24 protein-coding genes are annotated in these 24,194 nt (G+C 36.5%); 5 read left to right on the forward strand and 19 right to left on the reverse strand.

Translation table 11 applies throughout. From position 1 onward, the window contains the following. Nucleotides 1–69: 69 nt before the first annotated feature. The 6 genes from CBM15_RS13875 to CBM15_RS13900 all read right to left on the reverse strand — a co-directional run bounded on the left by CBM15_RS13875 (nt 70) and on the right by CBM15_RS13900 (nt 6,402). Complete coding sequence (locus CBM15_RS13875; protein ID WP_239534904.1) at nt 70–1,902, reverse strand: FtsX-like permease family protein; 1,833 nt, start codon at nt 1,900–1,902, stop codon at nt 70–72. A gap of 166 nt (nt 1,903–2,068) precedes the next feature. Further along, complete coding sequence (locus CBM15_RS13880; protein WP_087617970.1) at nt 2,069–2,836, reverse strand: ABC transporter ATP-binding protein; 768 nt, start codon at nt 2,834–2,836, stop codon at nt 2,069–2,071. Nucleotides 2,837–2,856: 20 nt separating this feature from the next. Beyond that, complete coding sequence (locus CBM15_RS13885; protein ID WP_087617971.1) at nt 2,857–3,273, reverse strand: hypothetical protein; 417 nt, start codon at nt 3,271–3,273, stop codon at nt 2,857–2,859. Nucleotides 3,274–3,619: 346 nt separating this feature from the next. After that, complete coding sequence (locus tag CBM15_RS13890) at nt 3,620–4,633, reverse strand: sensor histidine kinase (RefSeq protein ID WP_087617972.1); 1,014 nt, start codon at nt 4,631–4,633, stop codon at nt 3,620–3,622. Beyond that, entirely contained in the window at nt 4,630–5,298 is a 669-nt protein-coding gene (locus tag CBM15_RS13895; protein WP_087617973.1) for a response regulator transcription factor, read from the reverse strand. The genes CBM15_RS13890 and CBM15_RS13895 overlap by 4 nt, the downstream gene beginning before the upstream one ends. Nucleotides 5,299–5,505: 207 nt before the next feature. Beyond that, a complete protein-coding gene (locus CBM15_RS13900) occupies nt 5,506–6,402 on the reverse strand; it encodes a DMT family transporter (protein ID WP_087617974.1) in 897 nt (298 codons plus the stop codon). A 146-nt stretch (nt 6,403–6,548) separates the two neighbouring features. Here CBM15_RS13900 and CBM15_RS13905 point away from each other — a divergent pair, with 146 nt between their 5' ends. Next, on the forward strand, nt 6,549–7,925 hold the full coding sequence (locus CBM15_RS13905) for an aminotransferase-like domain-containing protein (protein WP_087617975.1): 1,377 nt from the start codon (nt 6,549–6,551) through the stop codon (nt 7,923–7,925). A 77-nt stretch (nt 7,926–8,002) separates the two neighbouring features. On the opposite strand, the gene CBM15_RS13910 is transcribed toward CBM15_RS13905, so the two are convergent. Both CBM15_RS13910 and CBM15_RS13915 read right to left on the reverse strand, forming a co-directional pair. Continuing rightward, nucleotides 8,003–8,977 carry an alpha/beta hydrolase gene (locus CBM15_RS13910; protein ID WP_087617976.1) on the reverse strand — a complete coding sequence of 325 codons (975 nt, stop codon included), beginning with the start codon at nt 8,975–8,977 and terminating at the stop codon, nt 8,003–8,005. A gap of 155 nt (nt 8,978–9,132) precedes the next feature. Then, nucleotides 9,133–10,383, reverse strand: a complete 1,251-nt coding sequence (locus CBM15_RS13915) for a helix-turn-helix domain-containing protein (RefSeq protein WP_087617977.1) — start codon at nt 10,381–10,383, stop codon at nt 9,133–9,135. A gap of 190 nt (nt 10,384–10,573) precedes the next feature. On the opposite strand from CBM15_RS13915, the gene CBM15_RS13920 reads away from it, so the two are divergent. Next, the gene (locus tag CBM15_RS13920) at nt 10,574–11,866 is read left to right on the forward strand and encodes an MFS transporter (protein ID WP_087617978.1); all 1,293 of its coding nucleotides are present in this window, start codon (nt 10,574–10,576) and stop codon (nt 11,864–11,866) included. A 322-nt stretch (nt 11,867–12,188) separates the two neighbouring features. Here CBM15_RS13920 and CBM15_RS13925 read toward each other — a convergent pair whose 3' ends face one another. Next, nucleotides 12,189–12,398, reverse strand: a complete 210-nt coding sequence (locus tag CBM15_RS13925) for a hypothetical protein (RefSeq protein WP_008408453.1) — start codon at nt 12,396–12,398, stop codon at nt 12,189–12,191. 51 nt (nt 12,399–12,449) lie between these two features. Next, nucleotides 12,450–12,782: a redox protein gene (locus tag CBM15_RS13930; RefSeq protein ID WP_087617979.1), complete on the reverse strand. Its 333-nt coding sequence runs from the start codon at nt 12,780–12,782 to the stop codon at nt 12,450–12,452. 111 nt (nt 12,783–12,893) lie between these two features. Between CBM15_RS13930 and CBM15_RS13935 the strand changes: the two genes are divergently transcribed. Then, nucleotides 12,894–13,154, forward strand: coding sequence for a hypothetical protein (locus CBM15_RS13935; protein WP_087617980.1), 261 nt, complete (start codon nt 12,894–12,896; stop codon nt 13,152–13,154). Between the two features lie 265 nt (nt 13,155–13,419). Here CBM15_RS13935 and CBM15_RS13940 read toward each other — a convergent pair whose 3' ends face one another. Further along, complete coding sequence (locus tag CBM15_RS13940; RefSeq protein ID WP_087617981.1) at nt 13,420–13,995, reverse strand: 3D domain-containing protein; 576 nt, start codon at nt 13,993–13,995, stop codon at nt 13,420–13,422. Nucleotides 13,996–14,286: 291 nt separating this feature from the next. Between CBM15_RS13940 and CBM15_RS13945 the strand changes: the two genes are divergently transcribed. Then, nucleotides 14,287–15,633, forward strand: coding sequence for an MATE family efflux transporter (locus CBM15_RS13945; protein WP_014824216.1), 1,347 nt, complete (start codon nt 14,287–14,289; stop codon nt 15,631–15,633). A gap of 142 nt (nt 15,634–15,775) precedes the next feature. On the opposite strand, the gene CBM15_RS13950 is transcribed toward CBM15_RS13945, so the two are convergent. Together CBM15_RS13950 and CBM15_RS13955 are read right to left on the reverse strand one after the other, a co-directional pair. Continuing rightward, nucleotides 15,776–16,204: a hypothetical protein gene (locus tag CBM15_RS13950; protein ID WP_008408458.1), complete on the reverse strand. Its 429-nt coding sequence runs from the start codon at nt 16,202–16,204 to the stop codon at nt 15,776–15,778. A gap of 230 nt (nt 16,205–16,434) precedes the next feature. Beyond that, complete coding sequence (locus CBM15_RS13955) at nt 16,435–18,651, reverse strand: YcdB/YcdC domain-containing protein (protein WP_087617982.1); 2,217 nt, start codon at nt 18,649–18,651, stop codon at nt 16,435–16,437. 158 nt (nt 18,652–18,809) lie between these two features. Here CBM15_RS13955 and CBM15_RS13960 point away from each other — a divergent pair, with 158 nt between their 5' ends. Further along, nucleotides 18,810–19,001: a hypothetical protein gene (locus CBM15_RS13960; protein WP_087617983.1), complete on the forward strand. Its 192-nt coding sequence runs from the start codon at nt 18,810–18,812 to the stop codon at nt 18,999–19,001. Between the two features lie 53 nt (nt 19,002–19,054). Here the strand turns inward: CBM15_RS13960 and CBM15_RS13965 are convergent, their stop codons facing one another. From CBM15_RS13965 to CBM15_RS13990, 6 genes are all read right to left on the reverse strand, one after another. Further along, complete coding sequence (locus CBM15_RS13965) at nt 19,055–19,309, reverse strand: hypothetical protein (protein ID WP_087617984.1); 255 nt, start codon at nt 19,307–19,309, stop codon at nt 19,055–19,057. A gap of 103 nt (nt 19,310–19,412) precedes the next feature. Further along, nucleotides 19,413–19,667 (reverse strand): thymidylate synthase, encoded by a 255-nt coding sequence (locus CBM15_RS13970; RefSeq protein WP_079526108.1) that lies wholly within the window; start codon nt 19,665–19,667, stop codon nt 19,413–19,415. Nucleotides 19,668–19,680: 13 nt separating this feature from the next. Continuing rightward, entirely contained in the window at nt 19,681–20,211 is a 531-nt protein-coding gene (locus CBM15_RS13975) for a tubby C-terminal domain-like protein (protein ID WP_087617985.1), read from the reverse strand. 10 nt (nt 20,212–20,221) lie between these two features. Continuing rightward, the gene (locus CBM15_RS13980; RefSeq protein ID WP_087617986.1) at nt 20,222–22,000 is read right to left on the reverse strand and encodes a glycerophosphodiester phosphodiesterase; all 1,779 of its coding nucleotides are present in this window, start codon (nt 21,998–22,000) and stop codon (nt 20,222–20,224) included. A gap of 30 nt (nt 22,001–22,030) precedes the next feature. Then, entirely contained in the window at nt 22,031–22,681 is a 651-nt protein-coding gene (locus CBM15_RS13985) for a DsbA family oxidoreductase (RefSeq protein ID WP_087617987.1), read from the reverse strand. 117 nt (nt 22,682–22,798) lie between these two features. Then, nucleotides 22,799–24,160, reverse strand: coding sequence for an aspartate kinase (locus CBM15_RS13990; protein ID WP_087617988.1), 1,362 nt, complete (start codon nt 24,158–24,160; stop codon nt 22,799–22,801). Between the last annotated feature and the right edge of the window lie 34 nt (nt 24,161–24,194).

Here is a 24,194-nt window from a genome sequence, read left to right on the forward strand (position 1 = left end):
TATTTAGTTCTTCTTATCCAATGGTATTTCTGCTTCGTCTTACTTTGTATTAAATTCAGCGATTTTTTATTAGTTACTACCTTTAACGATATTCTTCACGCCCACATAAGTCGCATAAAAATATCCGCTATAAATTATGACAAGAATTATTGAGCTAATCAGTACACTATCGTAGTTGAAATGGAACATTCCGCTTACCGCCTTGATTCCGACAATGGAATGAATGACAGCCAGACCTAAAGGGAGTAAAAAATAAATGAGGCACTGTCTTAATATTGCCTCGTTAATTAATTTATCCGTGACACCTATTTTTTTTAACGACTTATATCGTTCCAGACTGTCACTTGCGTCAGATAACTGCTGCAATGCCATTACGGCCGCGCTCGATATAATAAAGATGAGCCCTAAAAACAGACCAAGGAATATAAATAATGCCGCTGAACCATTTTCCTGCTCTTTAATCTGATCTTTTGTACTTCCGATGACAAATCCCGGATTAATGGTTCTATATTTATCTTTATCAAGGTCATTAAACAGGTTTGAAAATTTCTCTTCTGATTTTTCAATGTAGCGATCTTCATATATTACGTTAAAACTTGTGTACTCTAATTGAAGGTTTCCTGTAAAATTATCAGGAATGATAAGATAAAAGAAGTTAATGCCCTTGTTAATTCTTATATTTTCTTCAATAGGCACATCATTTTTTATTGTATATGCTTTATCCTCAATGATAATATTTTCTTCATTTTTCATATACTCAGGCAAAGCTTGAATCATCTCGCCATAGGTTGATACAACGAGTATTTCGTCTTCCTTTAAATCAACAGACTCTTGCCCCTTCAGATTGATAATTGCATTATAATCCGATATTTTTAGTGCAGATACCGGACCATACATGTAATTTTCCTGTATAGCAATCTGTTCCTGGTCGCTTAAATACTTTGATAACAGATCCTCAAGCGTTAAATCAAGAAGATATTCATCAAAGAAGGCATGTTTTTCATATGCTTCAAATGTAAAGTCAATATTGTTTAAATAAGCTTCAATATCATTTACCGCAGGATCCTCTTCCTCTTGATTAACAACAAGAAATGCCGAAGCATCAAAAGGAGAAGTATTTGCTGAATTTTTATCAATCGTTCCTTTTAAATCAAACGCGGTAAAGATGAGTGAAATAGTTAAAAAAAGCATTAGACTGATAATTGTCATCGAAAGAAAGTTCGTGTTGACCTTATTGTTTATTTGTCTTAAGACAAAAATATTTATATCTTTAAAATAGAATCCCTTATTCTTTTGCGCAATTTGTATAAAGAAGCTCGATAGGCTGAAAAAGAATAGGAGCGTTCCGAAGATCCCCATTAAGATCGTAATTATCAGATCCGTACCTTCAGCATTTAAACCTGTCTCTAGGATTCTCATATATGCGAATATCAGAAATGCTACTGATAAAATAAAGGTTAGCACTGATACGAAAGGATTTTTCAGCTTTACTTCTTCATTACGTTTTGAAGCATTTAACATATCGATCAGTTTGTGTTTGGAAATCGTAAACTGGTTGAAAATTATGACAAGTAAATAGATGATGCCAAAGTAGACAATCGATTTCATCATGGCTCCAAGTGAAAAAACAAACTTATATTTATCAAGATCCATAGACAAGATGTTTGCCGTCAGCACCGACAGGCCCTGCGATACAATAATCCCAAGTCCAATTCCCGCAATTAAAGAAACTACACCGATCAGGAGAGTTTCGACGATTAAAATTCTCGAGATTTTCCCTTTTGACATACCTAATGTCATGTATAAGCCAAGTTCTCTTTTCCGCTTTTTGATCAAAAAGTTATTGGCGTATACAATCAAACCTCCAAGAATAACTGATACAAACACTGATGTTCCAGACATAAGCAATTCCAATGATTCACGAAAAACAGTATTTTTGTTCATTTCCTGGATAGCATTTTGAGAGTCAAGAGAGTTGAAACTGTAAAATATACACACTCCTAGAGTTAATGTCAGAAAATAGATTGAATAATCCTTAAAGCTTCTTTTAACATTATTGATTGCGATTTTAGAGAACATTGCCGACATCGCCTCCAAGTAAAGTCACCACTTCAATGATTTTATTGAAGAATTCCTTTCTCGTATCATTTCCGCGCAAGAGTTCATTAAAGATTTTACCGTCTTTAATAAACAATATCCTATTGGCATAACTTGCCGTAAACGAGTCATGGGTAACCATCAAAATTGTTGACTGGTATTCTTTATTCAGCTTTTCAAAGGAATCCAACAATAATCGTGATGATTTCGAATCAAGTGCACCCGTTGGTTCATCGGCTAAGATAAGGGAAGGTTCCGTAACAATCGCTCTTGCACAAGCGACCCTTTGCTTTTGCCCCCCTGACAGTTGAAATGGAAACTTGCTAAGGATGCTGGAAATATCAAGCTTTTGTGCAACGGCTTTAATGAGTTGATCGATTTCCTTTGCTTCTCTTTTTTGAATCGTCAGCGCCAAAGCGATGTTTTCATAAGCTGTCAGCGTATCCAGCAGGTTAAAATCCTGAAAGATAAAACCTAACTCGTCACGTCTGAAAGCTTCAAGGCCTTTCTTCTTCAAAGTCGTAATATCCTGATCATTGATAATAATTTTTCCCGTTGTGACATGATCAATTGTCGAAATACAATTCAGCAGTGTTGTCTTTCCGCTCCCGGAAGGACCCATGATTCCTAAAAACTCACCTTCATTGACTTTAAAGCTGATATTATCAATTGCTTTTGTAATATTGCCTTTATTTCCATAGTATTTTTCGATTTTTTCTACGCTTAATATCGGTTGCATGCTTTTCCTCCAAGATACATCTATTTTTTCACATCAAATTCGGCATATGTTTCCATAATTTTTTTCCCTTTTACATATATCGTGACACCGTAGTGCCCTTCTTCAAGACCTTCCGGAACAGATAGCTCGGCAGTGTAATATTTTGCATCGTTCACAAGTACTTCTTCCTCCACTAAAAATCGATTCTCTCGTTTTATTTCGCCTTTATACCAAACGATTTCGGCTTCATTAATCCAGAATCGGTTTTTCTTTGCGGAAAAATAAACTGTTTCCCCTTGTGTAAACATATTCGTTATATCAGAAGGTTTGCCTTTTTCATCAATCGCTTTTGACATGACACCTTCTACAATTTTTGGTTCTGTCGCATATTCATACACCAGGAAAATTCCAAGACCTAACAGAAAGATTCCTAATACTATTGGAATAGCTTTTTTCATTTTTTATTCCCCCTAATTGATTTCTAACTGTATCTTATCAATAGCTCTGGGGAAGACATATTGGTTTATATTTTATTAAAGTGACATTTTTGCAAGATTATAAACAAAAGCGCTAAAGCGCCCGATTAACTCCGCCAGCCATTGGAGGTCCCGACGCAAAAGTAAACGTACCATCACTTTTGCACGAGGGGCCGAAATGGCCAAGGAGTTGGCGCTTTAGCCTAGACGCAAATAAAATTTTTAGTTTAAGGGATTTACAATGCGATAATGATTCCCTAATAATTGAAAAACGGATCTATAGCTATTGTAATGAACAATCTCTATAAATCCGCTATTCTATGTTGTATTACTGTATGAAGTTCCCACTGGCTAAAGGGAAAATAATACTCACCTTTGTTCCTTCGCCCATATTTGACGTGATTGTAAGTCCTAGGCCAAGCTGATCTACGAGTTTTTTACATAAATAAAGCCCGATACCGGTAGATTTCCCGAATTTCCGTCCATTTTCCCCGGTAAACCCCTTTTCAAAAACCCGATGTAAATCCTTTTCTGTAATCCCTATACCGTTATCCTCAATCGTAAGGACAATATTATTTTCATTTCTGACCGTATGGATGATCACCTTTCCATCACGTTCACGGATATACTTAATTGCATTCCCGATCAGCTGATTTAAGATAAACTCCAGCCATTTTGCATCACTGAAAACAGTCCCTTCAACTTCTTCAAGATTAATCGAAATCCCTTTACTAATAAAGTCTCTTGAATTTCTTTTTATAACACTTCTTACAAGATCAACTAAAGAAACCTCTTTTATGAGGTAATCCTTGCTCACATTGTTACTTCTTGAATAATAGAGAACCTGCTCGATATATTCTTCAATCTTCTTAACTTCCTCTTTAATATTTCGAGTAACGCTACTTTGATTATTTTCAATGATCAGCCGTGTTGAGGCAATGGGTGTTTTAATTTCATGTATCCATGTTTCAATATATTCCCTATACTCATTTTCCCGATCCCGATAACTTTTTACATGCTCATGCATATCTTTATTTGCCTGACGCAATACCTCATACAATGCCTTACCTTCCACAGTTTCAGGTTCTTTCATAACTTCCGGCAGCAAATATTTCTGATCTAAATTTTCTATGATGCTAGTTAATTCATTATAAAATATTTTCTGCTTAAAATATTCGATCAATACATATGTGATGAGAGGGAAAAACCAAATACAGAAAACAAGAAAAACTGTTTGGACATTCATCCTGACAAGTACCATAATGCCGCCAATAATGATAAATAAGATGACATTAATGAGTACGAAAACTGTTCTGTCTTTAACATATTCTTTAAATGTCATGGAAGTATATATCCTAACCCCCGTCTCGTTTCGATATTTTTCTCCATACCTAACGCTTCGAGTTTTTTTCTTAATCTGGTGACATTGACCGACAAGTTATTATCATCTACAAAGACATCTGCGTTCCACATAAAATCCATTAGATCGTCCCTTGATACGATTTTTCCTTTGTTTTTATATAGGCAGGAAAGTATTTTGATTTCATTTTTAGTGAGCTCTGCCTTCTCCCCTTTATAAATAACAGAACCGTTGGATAAATTGAGCTTTAAGTCATTATAAACAAGGGTATCCCGCATACTTGACCCCTGAACTCTTCTTAAAATGGTTTCAATTCTCGCCAAAAGAATCTGAGTGTTATAAGGTTTTGTAATAAAATCATCCGCGCCTAAATTCATACTTATCAGTTCATCCATTTCATTATCCCTGCTCGTCACGACAATGATCGGCACATCCGATTGCTTCCTTATTTCTCTGCAAATATAGTAACCATCAAAAATGGGTAAGTTAATGTCCAGCAAAATAAGGTCCGGTGCTTCGTTTAGCGTTTCTTGAATAATATTTTCAAAGTTTGTCGGTGCAATTGCCTCAAATCCATATGTGTTTAAAAAGCTTTTCAATTCTTCTCTTATCGTTTCTGTATCTTCTATAATCACGATTTTTGACATACGTTCACTTCCTTTATAGCGTTTAGATTCCCGAATAAAATTCATTTACACTTATACCACGCTTAATCATTTATCACAAACATATGTACAGCAGTCCTATGTAATTATCTTCAACAAAAAGCGTTTTTACCCTTTTTCACCACATAAAAAAGAATGAAATCCAATACGGAAATCATTCTTTAGATAATCTATAAATTTTGCATCTCTCTATTTCTGTACCAAGTTTTGTAAGTTTTGTCTACTGTCAGCATTTTTCCCTACTATAACGCAAAGCACAACGATCATTGCTAAAACAATTGTTATCCATGTGATCGATTCTCCTAAGAATAATACAGAAAATCCAATCATTAAAAAAGGCTGCAAGTATTGAATCTGCCCTACCCTAGCTATACCTCCTAAAGACATACCACCATACCATGCTACATAAGCTAAAAACTGACTGACGATCCCTAAATAGAACAAACTGATCCAAGCTTCGATAGGCGCATCCAGCATACTGTCAGATAAACCAAGGCCTACAGGAATAATAAAAAAGGGTGCACCAATTAAAATAGCCCAAGCAATTACTTGCCAGCTACCAAGTTCCTTTGAAAGTTTGCCACCTTCTGCATAACTTAATCCAAGTAATATGACCGCTGCAATCAGAGCAAAGTCTCCTTTATGCAATTGCCCTAATCCTAAATAGATGGCATAAATAATGACCGTTATCGCCCCTGTTGCACTCGCAATCCAATAGCGTTTCGAAAGTCTTTCGCCTCCTCGCCACATCGCAAAGCCTGCTGTCGCAAGTGGAAGTAAGGCCAATTCAATTGCACCATGTGAAACCGGCAATGACTTCATCGCATAAGTTGTTAATAACGGAAAAGCCAGTACAGCTCCAACAGCGACAATAAGTAAGCTCTTAAATTGGCTTATACTCGGTAAAGGCTGCTTTTTCACAATAAATACTGTTCCTACTATAATTGCTGCAATAACTGTCCTACCCAATCCGACAATTGTCTCACCAAAATAAGGGACAGCAATACTTGTAGCGGGTAATGTAAAACTGAAACAAACGATTCCAATAAAGCCTAACAGCATCCCTTTTTTCATACTGATTTCCATTTCGTTCCCCCTTCACAGTTTTAAAAAAATATTCCATAATTAGTTAATATGATTAAGCTAATTAAACAGATTGTAAGGAATATCCGCTCTTTTTAAAATAAGAGAATTCCCCATCTGTCATGGGACAGATAGCAAAGGAGAACTGGATGACAACTAAATATATTGGCATTTTGTCATGGGTCAAACAACAAATCCAGGATGAGAAGTTAAAAACAGGAGATAAATTACCATCAATTCGACTTCTCGCTGAACAATTTCAATGCAGCAAAAATACGGTCGCGAAAGCATTACTTGAGTTGGAAAAACAGCATATTATCTACGCTAAACCGAAAAGTGGCTATTATGTAGTGGATAATCATAACACATCCGTTCATCATCAGGACATTGCTATCGATTTTTTATCGGCCGGTCCAGATCAAAGGATTATGCCCTATGAGGACTTTCAACATTGTATTAACCAGGCAATCGATCATTATAAAGAACAATTATTTACTTATAGTGATCAACAGGGACTCTTTTCTTTACGTAAGGAGCTTGCGAAGTATTTACAACATTTACAAGTATTTGCGAAACCCGATCGACTGGTCATTACGTCCGGATCACAGCAGGCCCTCCATATTCTTTCTGCCATGCCGTTTCCAAACGGGAAAAAGAATGTATTAATTGAGCAGCCCACTTACTTTGGTATGATTGATGCCTTACAAGTAAACGGGATTACAACATTTGGAATTGAAGTGACGATGGAAGGAATGGATTTAAAAAAACTGGAGAAGTTATTTCGCTCCGCTGATATTAAATTCTTTTACATCATCCCAAGATGCCACAATCCATTAGGACATCATTACACTAATGAGGAAAAGAAAAAAATTGTTGCTCTTGCAGAAAAATACGATGTTTATATTGTAGAGGATGATTACTTGGCAGAACTTGATACAGATTTAAAAGCGGATCCTTTGTTTGCATATGAACCTAATGAAAGAGTCATTTATGTTAAGAGCTTTTCCAAAGTATTTTTGCCTGGACTGCGAATCGCAACAGTGGTTCTGCCTGAAAAAATGATTTCTTCCTTTGTACACAGTAAATTCAGTGCGGATTTCAATACATCGCCACTTTCACAGGGGGCTTTGGAAATCTATTTAAAAAACGGGATGTTTCAATACCATTTAGAAAAGGTGAAAAAATTATATTCAAATAAAATGAATCTATTATTAGAAGCTTGTTCATTGCATTTACCTAACTATGTACAATTTACAAAGCCTAAAACCGGTTTTTATCTCACCATCTTCTTGCCTTCCGGTATTGATGTCGATAAATTAATTTACATGCTGCATGAAAACCATATTTATGTAGATAATGCTTCGAGGATGTTTTTAAGCGAATATAGTCAGAAAGCAATTCGACTAAGTATTTCACAAGTAAATGAAACCAAAATCCATCTCGGACTTCAGCAATTAGCCGCTCATATAATCGATCTGTATGAAAAACGGAATTATAACGTGCTCTCGTTTAAATCCTATCTTTAAATTCAGTAACACCTCTCAGAATAAAAATGCCCGGTTCAATTTAGAACCGAGCACTTGTCTATTTAAAAACAATGAATTTATTTCACTTCTTCCACTTGGTCAGCATTTGCTTTCACGCGGTCAAAGCCTACTTTAATTGCATTTACATATTCTTTAATCACATTCCGAGCAAGTTCTGACTGAGGATTCAGTGATTCAAAACCATGGTATGCGCCAGGATATAAGTGGAATTCCACATCAACACCTGCCTGTGCCAATTTAGATACATACGTAATTGTTTCGTCACGGAAAGGATCCAGCTGACCTACACATGTATACGTATAGGGAAGATTACGGTAATCCTCAGCTCTTGCCGGTGCAGCATAAATCGGTACTTCATCATGTCCGTGCAATTCGGCTAAATAGCATTTCCAGCCAAAATCATTCGTTTTTTGGTTCCAAATCATACCTTCCGTAATTTCGTTGGCAGAAGGTGTATCGTTACTGTCATTAATCATCGGGTAAAGCGGCATTTGGAAACAAATTGACGGATACTCACGGTCACGCGCTAGCAATGTTAAACCCGCTGTCAACCCACCGCCGGCACTTGCCCCGGCTACGCCAATACGATTTTTGTCGATTTGCAGTTCTAATGCATTGTCCGCAATCCATGCAAGCGCACTGTAGCAATCTTCAAGTGGTGCAGGGTAAGGATATTCCGGAGCTAAACGGTAATCCACGGAAACGACGACACAGTTTGCTGTTTCTACAACTTGTACACAAAGATGATCATTGTCTTCAATGCTACCTAGTATATAACCCCCGCCATGAATCCACAGTAAAACCGGTAATTCTTGATCTTGATGGGCTGGTTTATAAATACGAACGCGAATTTCATTATCATCAATGCCAGTAATTGTTTTATTATTAATATCCACTGTTTCAGTGCTCGTTAAAGGCTGTACCGCTTGTGCCATACCTTCACGCATAGCTTCCAATTGTTCTACCTTAAAATCAAAGTCCGTAAATGATTCTAAACCGGCTAAAAATTCTGGATTTACTCGTTTGATCATCTTCATTCCTCCATGTCACAAAAATTAAACTCACCCTACCAATCTATTCGTCCCACAAAATGATTAGAACTTAATCCAAAATAATTCCTGGAAATTTAACATGTATTTACTAGCAGAAAAACACGGATAATCTCTAGGATTATCCGTGTCTTCGATTACTTCATTATTTCTTCATATGCATCAATGATGAACTGGATTTCTTTTGTGACTTTCAAATCTTTCACACCATCCATTGCATATAGGATATCACGTTTGGCGTTTTCTTTGTCCCCTAGTTTGAAATAACATAATGACCTTACAGCAAACGCCCTGTACATCATCGATAAATCAATAGGGTGCTGATTGTATTCTACTATTTCGATGTCTTTCAAAGTTTGCAATGCTTCTTCATACCGCTCAAGCATGTAGTAGGCATAACCATATTGTCCATTAAAGAAAATATCCGCGCTGTATGAAACGCCTTCTAATGCAAAATTAGTCTCAAATCTGGTCGCAACCGTTTTTTCATAATCTTTTTCAATTTGATTTGTATATAGAAGCGTAACTAGCTGCTCCATGAGCGTTTCATTCGGGTCTTCCATAATTTCTGCGAATGCCCGGATTTTTTTAAAATAATAAAAAGCTTTTTCCCCTTCTTCTTTTGAACAGTGAATGAAAAATAAAAAGCGGTAAAAATCATTTAACCGATATACGATTTTCTTCTCTTTTGCTAATTTTAATGCTCTTTCCAAATACTTTTCCATTTGAACATCATCATTTAGCGCTGCATATGAAACCGTAATATTATAGTATAAATCGAGTTTTTCAAGATCATCAATCAAATCTCCGTATTTTTCGATATACTTTTCCCCTTCGTGTAAATAGCGCAGACCTTCCGCATAATTATTTTCCAGAAACTTAATGTTTCCCATGCGACCAAAAATCTTCAATATTTTCGAATAGCCATGCACTTGTTCATACATTCTAACGAGCTTGACGAATGGCTTTTCCGATAAATCCATTTTCGCAAAGTAGCGCATTGTCAAATACACTTCGTAAATGCGTACTTCCTCAAAAGTTGCCCCTTTAAGGCTGCCATTTTCATGAAATGGATGAATCATATGATACAGTTCGAGAACTTTTTCGTTTATTTTTTTATCATCATGCTCTTTATTTAGTGCTAAACGTTTTATTTCAACATCACGGTATAGTTCTTTCATTTGCTGATGATTTTCGGTTTGCATAAGCTCGGACACATCAATGTCGAGCTGTTTCGCAATATGCTGAAGGCTCTCCATTGACGGTTGTGCCTTCCCGTTTTCAATCAGGCTGAGCATCCCTTTTGTTATTCGGTCCCCCGCTACTTGGGCAAGCGTCATTTTACGTTCTTTTCTTAGTTCTTTTATTTTTGCGCCAATATTTAACACGTCGTCACCTCATTACATTCAGTTTACCAAAAATCATATAAAAGGCGAATATTTTAACCTTATTAAACATTTTATTCGGAGTTTAATGTAAAAAAGAGAAATAATTTTAATTATATTAAACTTTTGTATTGCAATTCAAAAAACTCCGCCATATAATAAGTTTAATTAAATTAAACAAAGGGGTTTGTTTATGAATGAACAACAGAAATTGAAAAAAGCAACGTATCATTTATACACGTTTCTAGTAAGTAAAATGATTGGTGCACTTGGGTCACATGTTTACAGCTTTGGGATCAGTATGTATATTTTATCGATGACAGGCTCTTCGCTTAGTTTTGCGACAAATATTATTTTAAGCTACTTGCCGCGCACAATCATGTCACCGATTGCAGGTCTCTTAGGGGATCGTTTCCCCAGGAAATGGCTTGTGCTCGGTGGGCAAACCGGGGTCATCCTGACAGTAAGCGGCTTATTGCTCTACACGCATGAATTCGGATTATCTTTAATGGCGATTTATATTGCAACGGTGTTCAATAGTATTTCCAGTACTTTTTCCGGTGTAGCGTTTTCCGCATCTATTGCCAATCTGGTCGATGAAGCAAGACTGCAAAAGGCGATGAGCTTTAATCAGTTGTCCTATTCTATTTCAGGAATTGGCGGACCGATCTTCGGCGGGATGTTATTTGGTTTTGTATCGATGGAAATGTTCCTTATTATCTTTATCTGCGCTGCTGTAATGACATTAATGCTGGAATCAACAATGAATTTTGTACTATATAAGAAAGAAACAATACATGATAATGCTGAAAAAGAATCGATGTTCGAAAGTTTCAAAGCCGGCTTCCGCTATGTCAATACAAAGCCGATTATTAAAGCGATTTTATGGACAGCACTCTGGTTAAACTTATTTTTCACAGCAATCAATGTTGGCGGGGATTATATTTTATTGACGATTTTGAATTTAGATCCAAAATACATCGGTTTTACAGAGGCTGGAGGTGCAGTCGGAATTTTAATTACTTCCATTTATTTCGCATCAAGAGCAACCGTCAAATTTCCTTTACTGACAGTTAAACGGTCCGTGTTCGCCTCTTCTATTGTTGTCATTTTATCGGCACTGCCGCTCATTGTAACATTTTCGGCATTGATGAATTTCATTTATTATTTAATTATCATGTTTTTATTTGGAGCATTGGGTGTTATTACAAATACCCCGCTTGGCGTATTGATGCAAACTTCGATTGAAGAAGAATACCGGGGGCGGGTTTTTGGAATTATTGAAATGATGGCGATGAGTGCTATGCCAGCCGGAACACTTGTATTCGGGATTTTATACGAATTCATTCCGGCCCAATGTATTTTAATTGTCAGCGGGCTGATCCTAATCGGTATCGTACTATTATTACTCCGCCCTTCTATATTGGAAATGGCTCACCCTGAACTGAAAAAGGTGAAATTAGAAACAGAACCTGTAACTGAATAATATAATATAGAATTAGGGCTAATTTTCTGAATTAGCTCCTTTTTTATTAAATTGGAGCCTATATTAGTTTGATATACGTTCAAAGTTTCTGTACATTTCTGATAAATATTATGAAGTACTGTCAAACAGCCTGCACTTTAAAAATAGTGTTGTTTATATAGGCTCTGCAGAAAATACTGAACATAAAAGTTTTTATGAACTTTATAATAACTAAATCTGACAATCGTTAGCCATTCATAAAAAAAACGGAGCAACAGTCAAAAAAGCTGACCAGTTTATTGCTAGACAGCGTTTTTGACGTATTTGAATACCGTTTATTTCATTAGCGTGATTCTTTCGGTGGCTGGCACACTTCACATTTTTGCTGTTTGTTTTCTTTGAATTTTTTCCAAGGTTTTTGGAATGTGTTCCCACATGCACATTGGAAATCTAATTTTTGCGAAAACCCTTTAAATTCTGTTGATATTAATTTTGTATCTGTATTCTTTTCTACATATTCGCGAATCGAATGGATTGTCCATTTTTTTGACATTAACTACACCTCCACAAGCTATTTATTATAGCATGAAAATTTATCATTTCCTTAATTAAATAACCAATCGACCAAAAAACCGAAACCTTTAAAAGCAAAATAAAGTAATAGGAAACAAATTACGATAAATCCTAAGCAGCCGAATAGGCCTGAAAACATAAAAAGTTTTATATTCGGTCCTTTCCTACCGCCCCATTCCTCTTTTTTATCACTCGTGACGGAGTTAATAGATTGGCAATGCGGACATTCCTTAATATAAGTCCTTTTCTGTTGTTTTTTTCCGTTGAATATTTGGATTTCCGAAGAAAAATGATCTGTAGAAAAATCTATTGTCATCCTTTCATGACAGTTTCTGCATTCAATTTCTACTTTTTTGCCATCCATGACTACCAACTCCTTTTATTTCGTTCTAAACGCAATGATACCTGTAATGAAAATTTTTCAGGCGTATATACATAAGGTAAAGGCATCTGCCTATGAATAGGAGGAATATAATTGAAAAATGGTTCGGATTCTACACCCTCTTTAGAAGTAATCGCAGCCAGGCTTGCCTATGCAGGTGCTGCTGTTACAACAATTGGCGATGTATTGTCTATGATTTCTGCAGGAATTTCATTAAAGCTGCTTGAGGAGCAAAACGGACAGCAGGCTTCTGCTTCCTATGGCAGCGAATCTGATTTTAAGCAAATGCAAGATGAAATCGATAAATTAATTCGGGAACTTCGGCAAATAAGAAAAATGATGGGCAAACCCTAATCCCGATTAAACAAATATTTTCTTGAATCTGCTTCGATCCGCCGTTCACAATCATCACAACTGATGCTTGCTTGTCGGTTTACTTTTATATTGGTTATATTTTTTTGTACCCTCCATCAACTTGACTGGCTTCCGGCAATACAGGCAAGTTGTCTCATAAAAAAACATTTCTAATCCATTCCTTCCGCAAAATCTTTTTATATTATAACTTAAAATAAAAAAAACCTATTGCGAAAAGTTAGTTTTCATCGCAATAGGCTTTGTTTTATGATTTTAAAAGTTTAACCGTGACTGTTTTTCGACCCCAATTTTTAGCTGTCGATTTTTTACTCATAAAAATATCAATTTTCTTTCCTTTAATGGCACTGCCAACATCACCCGCAACGGCAATACCATAGCCTTCCACCCATACTTTAGAGCCAAGCGGAATGATTTTCGGATCTACTGCAATGACCTTCAAACTAGGATTTTTACGTAAATTTAACCCGGTTTTCGTAATACCAGAACAGCCTTTGCAGTTAGCTGTGTAAGCCGTTGATGACATCTTAATTGTCTTTTTTACATTAGAAGGATGTGTAGCTGATTTTTTTGTTGTCGCTTTCTTTGCTGCCGGCTTATTTTTAATATGGCTTGGTAACTTAAGGACTTGTTTAATTTGTACTTTTGTAGTCTTTAAATCATTCAATGCCATAAGTTGTTTTACTGATGTATCATATTTCTTCGCAAGCATTGTTAAATTCTCGCCTTTTTTAATTGTATGTGAAGCTGCCTCTGACGTTCCTGCAAAAATAAATGTGCTTGCGATCATAACCGCAATAAATGCTACTATTTTCTTGATCATACTTGAATATTTCCCTCCAGAAAAAGTGTCGTGAAAAATCTTTTTGATTCAACATGACCTAGCATAACCTCCCAATGTTTCAGTGAGATGACATCTTCATGCCGTCAATATTACAATTCGATAACAAAAAGTCGAAATATGTCGAGAATATATTACAAATATCTGAATTATTAACAATTTTCGCATGACTTTTTACCTTCTTTTGAGCGGTGAGTAAAAAACTATCCTACAGTAACAATTTATGCTAATATATTTTTTGTTTTGATTTAAACAATAGAAAGAGTGAACTGATTGGAAAATAGCACGAAAGAATTGAGTTTATTTAAGTTAACTTGGCCATTATTTTTAGAGTTGTTCCTATTTATGCTGATGGGGTTAGCGGATACATTTATGTTAAGTGCTGTATCGGATGATGCAGTAGCAGGCGTTGGAACAGCCAATCAATATATACAAATTGCAATTTTATTATTAGGGGTAATCGGTACGGGTGCATCCATTGTCGTTTCTCAATATTTAGGTTCCCGCCTAATTGCTGAAGCATCCCAAATCGCAGCTTTATCGGTAACACTCAATTTACTTGTCGGTTTAGTCATTAGTGGGTTATTTATATTATTTTCCGATGTTCTAATGAAGATGATGAACCTGCAAGGTGCTGTATTGGAAGCGGCGCAAAGCTATTTGGTCATTGTTGGAGGCTTTATATTCGTTCAGGCTTTAATTACTTCCATGTCTTCAATTATTCGTGTGCAGGGCTGGACGAAGCAAACGATGTACGTGTCGCTTGCAATGAATATTGTACACGTTGTTTTAAACTATATTTTAATCTTTGGTAAGTTTGGAATGCCGGAACTTGGCGTGGAAGGTGCAGCGATATCTTCTGTTGTTAGTCGTGTCCTGGCATCGGTTGTATTTTTCTGGCTTTTATACCAGGCGTTGGAGGTTCGTATTGAATGGGCAGATTACTATAGATTGTCCAAAAACTATATTTCAAAAATATTGAAAATCGGAATCCCGTCTGCCCTTGAGCAGGTGCTCTACCAGACAAATCAAATTGTCCTTCTCTATTATGTAACATTTATTGGAGCAGAGGCATTATCTGCCCGTCAGTATGCCGTGAATATCTCGATGTTTACTTATCTTTTTGCAATGGCAATCGGGATGGCGACAGCTATTTTAGTCGGCCGGTATGTCGGAGCAGGCGAGAAAGAACTTGCCTATAGTAAAGTATGGTTTGGTGTAAAATCGGCTTTAATTTTTACATTGTCCATGGTCGCAATTATCATCCTCTTTAGAGAACCGTTCATGCGCATCTTTACTGACAATGAAGAAATTATTCAAATCGGGGCGAGCGTACTATTATTAAGTATTTTACTGGAGACAGGACGTACGATTAACATTACGATCATTAATTCTTTGCGTGCTTCAGGGGATGCCGCTTATCCTGTCCGTATTGGTTTTATTTCCATGATCGTTATCGGTTTATCCCTAGGTTATTTATTCGTCTTCGTTCTTGACTTGGGCCTTGTCGGTGTATGGCTTGCTATTGCGTGTGATGAATGGATCCGCGCAGTGCTCGTTATTTTCCGCTGGCGCAGTCGAAAATGGGAACGCTATGCCATTGTTAGTTCAGATAAATAGATATATTGAAACATCCATCTCCCCCTATGTGAGGAGATGGATGTTTTTTTATTTGTAATCCATTTAAATTATCGGCTTCTTACTATTGTATGGCGTAATCAAAACGCCTTCTTCAATTATATTGAGAAGGCGTTTAACATTATTATTTAGATGATTCTTCAGCCGAAGCTTCTTCAGTTGACGCTTCTTCTGCTACAGCTTCTTCAAGTTCTGCATTCTCTTCTGCTAGCAATGCTTCTTCAGCTGCACGACGTTTCGCTTCTTCTGCAGCTTTTTTCGCCGCTTCTTCAAGTGGTTTGTTGACAACACCTAGGCACCAAATAAATTCTTCCCAAGCCATGTTCCAACCTTTGAAAACTTCTTCCGAGTCATCCCATTTTACTGAATAAGCGATCCCATCTTCAGTTTTTACAATCGATAGTGATAAATCCGCTCCAGCTCGGTCACTTAATAATTTGATTTTTCCCTCTTCATCAAAACGTTCCTCGATATTATCCTTTTCTGTGAATGAACGGCTTTGTGCAATTTCAAACAGAACATTACTATGAATTCGATATTTATTTTTTTGCATTTTTTTCCCAACTTCCATTATTGATTCGTTACTTGTACTATCTTACAACGTTTCAAAAAAATTATCGCGATTTTTTTCAGTTTAGCACTTTAAATTATTTTATCACAAGTCGGTACAGTTAAACCACTAACTATTGCACAAAAGAGAACGTATATTCCTTATTTTATGAAAAAAATAAAAAAACCCGTGGAGTCTTTAGAAACTTCACGAGTTTAAAACCATTATAAAAGTTAGTAGTAATATGAACCGCTATTGCGCTTTTCTGCTATTTCATAAGCAAGTTCAATAATAGATTTTGCAAGCTGTGCATATGTTACTTCTTTTTTCGGTAAGAACATCGATTGTTCCGCTCCTTGAAGTCCTAATACATGCGAAATTGCCACATATCCGATTTTTTCCGGATCAACATCAGCCGCATCTTTTATCGTTAACTGATAAATGTCCGCATGCTTTGCCGCTTGCTCAAGACCTAGTGTTCGGATGTACCAAACGGCTAATTGCTCATTTGTTACTTTTTGGTCGATGTTTAATTCATCTTCCAGCGGATTTAAAATGCCTAGACGTGTTGCTGTTTCCACTACATTATAATACGGATGATCCGGATTGATTTCATCGAATGAAACTGGTGGCTGTTCCGGACGATATGCATAATAATCCTCATAGAAATAAGTAATGGACTTAATGATTGTTTGAAGCGCCTGCCCTTGTGAAATGGCCGTATCCGCATTGAAAGTTTTCGGATCCTTCACTTCAATTGCACCAGCCTGAATTAAATAATTCAGTTCCTTTTCGGCAGTCGGGTGAGTTACTTTCGCTTTTTCAGTTTGTACATACGGACTGACAATCTCGCCACTGTTGGCATCAATTTGGTAGTACTCTTGTCCCTTTACTGTCGGCACATATACAAGCTCGTATTTACCGTCTTCATTTTGCAGTCGGTGGTAAACAAGTTTAACATCCAGTGCATCTGCAAATAGTTTCTTTGCCTTTTCGCCTGAAACTGTTGCTGATGCATCTGGCCATTCCTCAATATCCAATGGATAGCGATAGAATGATTTCAATTTCCCTTCGTCATCAATTGTTACCGATAGACTGTCACCATTTACAATCAGTCCATTTTTAATTCGTGGGAAATTCACATAATGCACTTTTGATTCTTTATCATAAACCGGATCTGTATGTGCCTTCGCATATTCATGTACGGATGTTGGAGCAAGCTCCTTCACATATTTTTCCGCTGCTGCGAGGACCTTATCTTTATCCAGTCTTGGAACTGTGTTTTCCGTTTCATCATCTTCAAGCGGTAGTGGACTATAGAAGTCAGAGTAAGAGATAAGTTCCCCTGTGTTTTTATTGAATTCGATTGATGAACCGAACGAGCCGTTTCGGTAGCGGTAAGAATATGAAACACTGATTACGGCTTGATCATTCATTTCATGTTCATAGGCATGGTCAATTGTGAATTTTGTTGTATTCCCCTGGCTTGCTACTAACTGTTTTGCAATTTCTTTTGCGTCATCAATTGTAATTGGTGATGGTTCTTTTAATTGGTTTGGCGCAAGCGGTTGTAATGCTACTTTGCCATTTAACGAATCCACTTTGCCTGTTGTAGTTGCCCATTTATTAGAAGTCGCATGTAAACCTATTACATTTGGGGCTGGCAAGTAAACAAGTTTAACAGCAGGCTTGGAAGATGTTAGGGAATAATCAACCGTGTATTGCAAAGTTAAATTTAGTTGATTTTTCATTTTTTCTAACGCTGCTTCTTTTGTAACAACATTTGTCGTCTCTTCAAACGACATGCGTTTTTGATCAGGACTCATTTGTGTGAAATATTGGATTTTACCATCGCCAAGTACACTTACTATAATTGACTGATCCTGAATTGGAATATTTTTTTCGGTTGAAGTGAAGCTGTAATTGTACGTGATCGGCTCAGTAATTAGACGGCTGAAATAACTAGGTGTTTCAGTTGATATTACGTAATTGGATGACGAAGACACCTTTTTAACGAAATCTTCTGCAATTTTACGTCCTTGTTCTTCTGTTATTTTACCTGGGAATAAAGCATCCTTCAAACTTGCAGGACTGAAATATAAATGCTCAATTTCTAGGTTGTCCGATCTGAATGAAACACTGCCGCTTTCCATCTGTTTATTGACCTTTTTCTGGAACATTAATTCATAACGTGTAGTCAAATCATCGGCATAATGATAACTCATAGAAGTCATTTGGAAATCACTATCAGAGTATGTAGCAAACATCTCCGGTAATTTCGTTTTCAAAATTTTAATCAGCTGTTCTTTTGTTACACTTTCATCTGTCATCGCAACATAGATGGGTACCCTTTCTTCTTTCGGATTGACAGAAGCCTCTGCAAGAGCAGGACTGGCAATCAATCCTAAAGAAACAATCGACATGCCTAAAGCGGTTGTCCATTTTTTCATATTCAATTCCTCCTTTGTGTTCTATCTATTATACGCCTAATTATTGGCAATAGTTTCAATATATTGTACATTTTATAAAATTATTACTTTTTTCCAGGAAAATACTATAGATTGTGTTCAATAGTAAGTCATGATAGAATCTTTCAGAGGTGAAGTTCGTGAATATTGTAACAGCAGGAATGCTTGTATCATTTTCCGGCATTATAGTCGTTTGTTTAGGTTTGTTTGGCATCCTGCCTAACACTACCCAAACATTGAATTATGTATTTATCGGCATCGGATGGGTGTTTATCCTAATCGGCATCGTCATCCGCATTATCGGTATGAAACTTGAACGGAAAAATAAATAAAAATCCCGAGTACCGCATGAGTACTCGGAATTTTCCCTTTGCCTATATCATTTTTAAATCAGTTCCTCTTCAAGCAAATAATATTTTGCTCCGTATATATCCACTTCATAGGTGACTCCGGCTGGACTTATATGAATGTTTGTTATTTCCCCTACTTTATTGATGATATGGGCTTCATAAAATTTGCGATAATGATACGTTTCACTATCCAATTGTTCATCGATTAAGATAACTTTTACAGTGTCCATCAATTGAAACTTCGGCTGATGCTGTTCAAACTCCAGTTCAAATAAATTTAGCTGCCGCAAAAAAAATTCACCTGCCAATATGTATTCAACATTACATTCGACAAGTGAATTTAATTTCCTTTATTTAGGTGAAACATGAATCTAATTGATGCAGTCAACTACGTTAATCCTGCATTTTTGGTAATGGCAAAATCGTTTCATTATTTTTCTGCTCTGGCTTTAAATATATGACAAGCTCTTGCTGATATGTACCATTTTCCAGTAAATAATGATCAAGTGTATGGCTGTCATACTGATAGCTGCCAAATGGAAATGAAACGCTTTCGCCTTTTACAGCAGCTAGCAGTCCCGCAACATCATTACTGACCATCTGCAATACTTCTTCAGCCGTTTCTGTTAATACAAATACAACATTCATCTTTTTTACTCTCCTATACCCCTATGAATAGTGTCGCCTGCGCAATGGCGATATAAAACGCCGGGTCCTGTACCGGTGCTTCATCCCATACTACCAGCTTAACCGAAAACATATCTGATTGTTCATTATAAACAGCAAGCCACCTTGCGATAACCTCGTCATTTATAATAAAGTTGGACCAGTCTTCCATTTCTTTATCAATTTTCATTTTAAATTTATCGCTTGATATAAACAGTTCGGGAACGCCAATACGCCAGTTCTCATAATTAATGATATATTTTTCGTTTAAAACAAGATCTTTTCCTTCAAACCACACTTTTCCGCGTCTGAAAATTTTCTTCACTTCGAATAATGATTGTCCATCATTACCAAGCACCTTGTATTTCAAAAAATAGCGGTGATCGAAATAGCCGTCCAGCAGTTTTTTCAAACCGTTATCATAAATACGCTGAACTTTTAGGATTTGCTCCCCCGCTTCATTGTAAACAGGCTGTTGTTCCGTTGATTTTATATTTCCTAATACTTCGTACGTATAAGTCTGCATTGATTTCCCCTTAATAAATAATCTTAATTTTATTGAGTATCCGTTGTAAAAAATTTTGCTTTTCATCAAATTTTTTCCGTATCGAAAGTGCCTCATCAGGATGGTCGGTAATGACACCATTTACATTTTTCTCGTAAAATTTCTGCATATCCGACTCATCATTAATCGTCCAGACGAACAGCTCCATATCACGATCCTCTACTTGCTGCTGGATATTTTTCGTAGCAAAAGACTGCTCCACCGAAATAAAGTCGGCATTGGATTCTGGTAACTTGCCGTATGCGATGGAATACACATGCCCAGTATGAACACGGGGTTCCAGTTCTTCAAGCAGCTCCATTGTCGGTAAATCAGGTGATTGAACATAATGATAATCCAAGGCATCATATTCATCAAGCAGATCAACAAAGCGCTGTAAAAAGTCCTCTGTTTCAAAACCATGAGTTTTCAGCTCAATAAGCAATTTTATATTTAAATCATGACTCATTTCAAGCACTTCCTCAAATGAAGCGATCGTGTCACTGAATCCATCCGCCAAAACGGTTGTTGTGACTAATTCATTTAGCGTTAAATCATAAATAATATCATCTTCCCCTGACAAACGTGATAAAGTTTTATCATGATAGACGACAAACTCCCCGTCCTTCGTTTGCTGGATATCGATTTCCACTAAATCCGCATCTGCTTCTTTAGCCGCTTCAATCGCACTCAATGTATTTTCCACACCGCCATCCATAAAGCCGCGATGGGAAACAATATTTGTGTCCGGTTCGTAAATCGTTTTTCCCAAATTGATATAATTAATACCGCTCACAAGGAAAAACGCATATACAGCAATTAGAAAGGACCACTGACGAATTGTTAGTCTAAATGGCTCTTCCTGTATGATTAACGGTTTATGGCGTGTTAACTGGAATGCCACCATAACGATTAGCTGAGTAAACAAAACCTGCAATATTGTGAAGAACAGGATGATGACGCCCTGTGCAAGTGTCATTGTAAAACTTGCAGTGACAAGTCCCCAGCTCGGCTTAAATTTTTCTATGATAAAGAGCGGTGTCAATACGATAAATAACGCGAACAACAAAAGCGTTATATTGACGATGACAATAACCCCGATCATCCCGACCGTCTCAATTAGTTTTCTTTTTGAAAACTGCCAGCTCATCTTTAATGCTTCAACTATTGATACCTCTTGATAAACCGTAAAAAACGGCCATGTAAAAATGAAACGTAAGCCTATAAAACTCAATATAATTATTAGCACAACATATAGAAACGTACCATTACGAGAATTTAAAAGTTCATCTATAATAAAGCTTGGTATATTTATATTTTGAATCAACGAAACTGGCAAAAATGATGAAATAAGTGGAATCAATAATAGTAAGTAAACTGCAATTAATAATGTCTGCAAGCTGATAAAATAGACAACCTTCTGATTTAACCGTTTTAAAAGCTCTTTCCATGTATATGGAATTCCACGCTGCTGATAGTATGCCAGTAGTATTAAAAATCCTAATTCATAATAAATGAATACAATTCCGATAAATAAAATAATTCCTATTCCAAATAACGCAAACGGATTTGTCAGTAAATAAAGGATACTATCTTGCGTAATTACCTGTACTCCGGTAATATCCATGACAACTGCGGTAATCAGCCAGATGATAGGCAGTAAAATGAATGCCTGCACAATCCGTAATATCGCAAACGTCCGTATATAATCGACTCGATAATAATATAGATTTCTGAAAATCAGTTGAATAACGCGTTTAATTCTGTCCACAAGGCTTCCTCCGACTAGTCAATTCTATCTCTATTTTTGGTTTTTCTTAATATATTCCTTTGTTTGAAGCAAAGTATTTGTAAATACTTCCATTGGTTCCACCCCTCTAATTCCGTAATGGTCTTCAAATACGAAAAAAGGGATAATCTTTATTTGAAGTTGCTGTGCTTCATATCGATCCAGCACTAACTCTTCTGTGAATTGTTCTTCCTTTATTATTTTTTGTGCCATGCTCCGATCGATGCCAATCTGTTCGCAAATGGCCAGAAGTGATTCAGTGTCATTTAAATTAAGACCTTCCGAAAAATAATGTTCCATTACAACATCTACAAACTCCAGTTCTTTTTCATAGAGTTTTGCAAGCTTAGTTAAGCGATGCGCATTTTTCGTATTGGCGAGAACTATCTTATCCAAGTTGAATACGACTCCTACATCCTGTGCATGCATTTGCAACGCTTCCATGAAATCCTCTGTTTTGCGGAGATCATTATTTTTCTTTTTAAAAATGGAATCCACATAAGATAACGTTTCCGTTTTTGAAGCGGCAGGATTTATTTCAAACGCTCTGTAAACGACTTCCGTTTCTTCATCTAAATTTAATTGTTTGATTGCTTGGAATAACTTCGTTTTAGCGATATAACAAAACGGACAAGCAAAATCAGAAAAAATCTCTATTTTCATATTGTCTCCCCCTAATAATTATGTAATTATATCCCTCTATTCTATGGGTTTTTTATTACAATACCCAAAAATCCAAAGAAAAAAGCCGAACCCGACATGGATTCGACTAAATATTATCTAAAATGAAGTAATTGTTGCAAAAAACTCTTCATAAAGTCCCTTTAATATTTGATCTTCATATTCCGAACGAACGCCAAATACAAGACTAACTTCCGAAGAACCTTGATTAATCATCTCAATATTCGCACCTGTTGCAGAAATCGCAGTGGCTGCACGTGCTGCCAACCCTGTATTATGGCGCATGCCTTCCCCGACAATGACAATCATTGAAAAATTATGGCTGAATTGAACATCATCTGCACATAGTTCTTCCTTAACGCGCTTTACAATTCGCGCTTCAATTTCTTGTGACAGCTGGCTTGAACGCATAATAACTGAAATATCGTCTAAACCAGATGGTGTATGCTCATAAGAAATGTTTTCCTCTTCAATAATTTGAAGAAGCTTGCGGCCAAAGCCAACTTCTCGATTCATTAAATATTTTGATACATATAGAATTGAAAAACCACTATCTGCCGAAATCCCTGTAACCGGGCGATTCGTTGCCGGACGAGTCGGTAAAATTAACGTCCCAGATGCAGAGGGGTTATTTGTGTTTTTAATATTGACCGGAATACCTTGTTTATAGACTGGCATTAATGCTTCATCATGGAACACGGAAAAACCGGCATACGATAGCTCACGCATTTCGCGATACGTAATTTCCTTAATATCGACTGGATCGTTTACGACTTTAGGGTTAGCAGCGAACACACAGTCCACATCCGTAAAGTTTTCATATAGCTCAGCACCAACAGCTGATGCCAAGATCGAACCAGTAATATCAGATCCGCCACGGTCAAATGTACGTAATACGCCTGATTTTGTATATCCGAAGAATCCCGGGAAAATAATAATCTCCTCTGTATTTTTCAATACACTTAAGTTTTCGTATGCTTCTGGCAGTGCATACGTACGTTCCGGGAAGTCATTTAAAATTAGTTTATCTTTTGGACTTATATATTTTGCGGGCATGCCAATTGCATTAAAATAACACGCAATTAATTTTGCGTTGTTATCTTCACCGCTTGCTTTCATATTATCTAAGAATAAGTCTTTGTCTGACCAATTTTCTGTCACACGCCCGCGTATATCTTGCTCAATAATATCTGAAATTGTATTGTCTAAACCAAGATCTTCAGCAATATTACGGTAACGATTTACAACAGCTTTAATTTTTGCTTCAACATCGCCTTTATTAATCACGGTGTTTGCTAAATCTATTAATAAATCCGTCACTTTAATATCATCACTTGAACGCTTACCAGGCGCAGAAACAGCGACAATCTTTCTTTCAGGATTAGACTTCACAATGCTTGCTACTTTTTTGATTTGTTCTGCACTCGCGACAGATGTGCCGCCAAATTTACATACTATCATCTCATCATATCCTTACTCTCAAAATTGATATTTG

Source organism: Solibacillus kalamii, from assembly GCF_002174535.1.
In the GTDB taxonomy this organism is placed as follows: Bacteria; Bacillota; Bacilli; order Bacillales_A; family Planococcaceae; genus Solibacillus; species Solibacillus silvestris.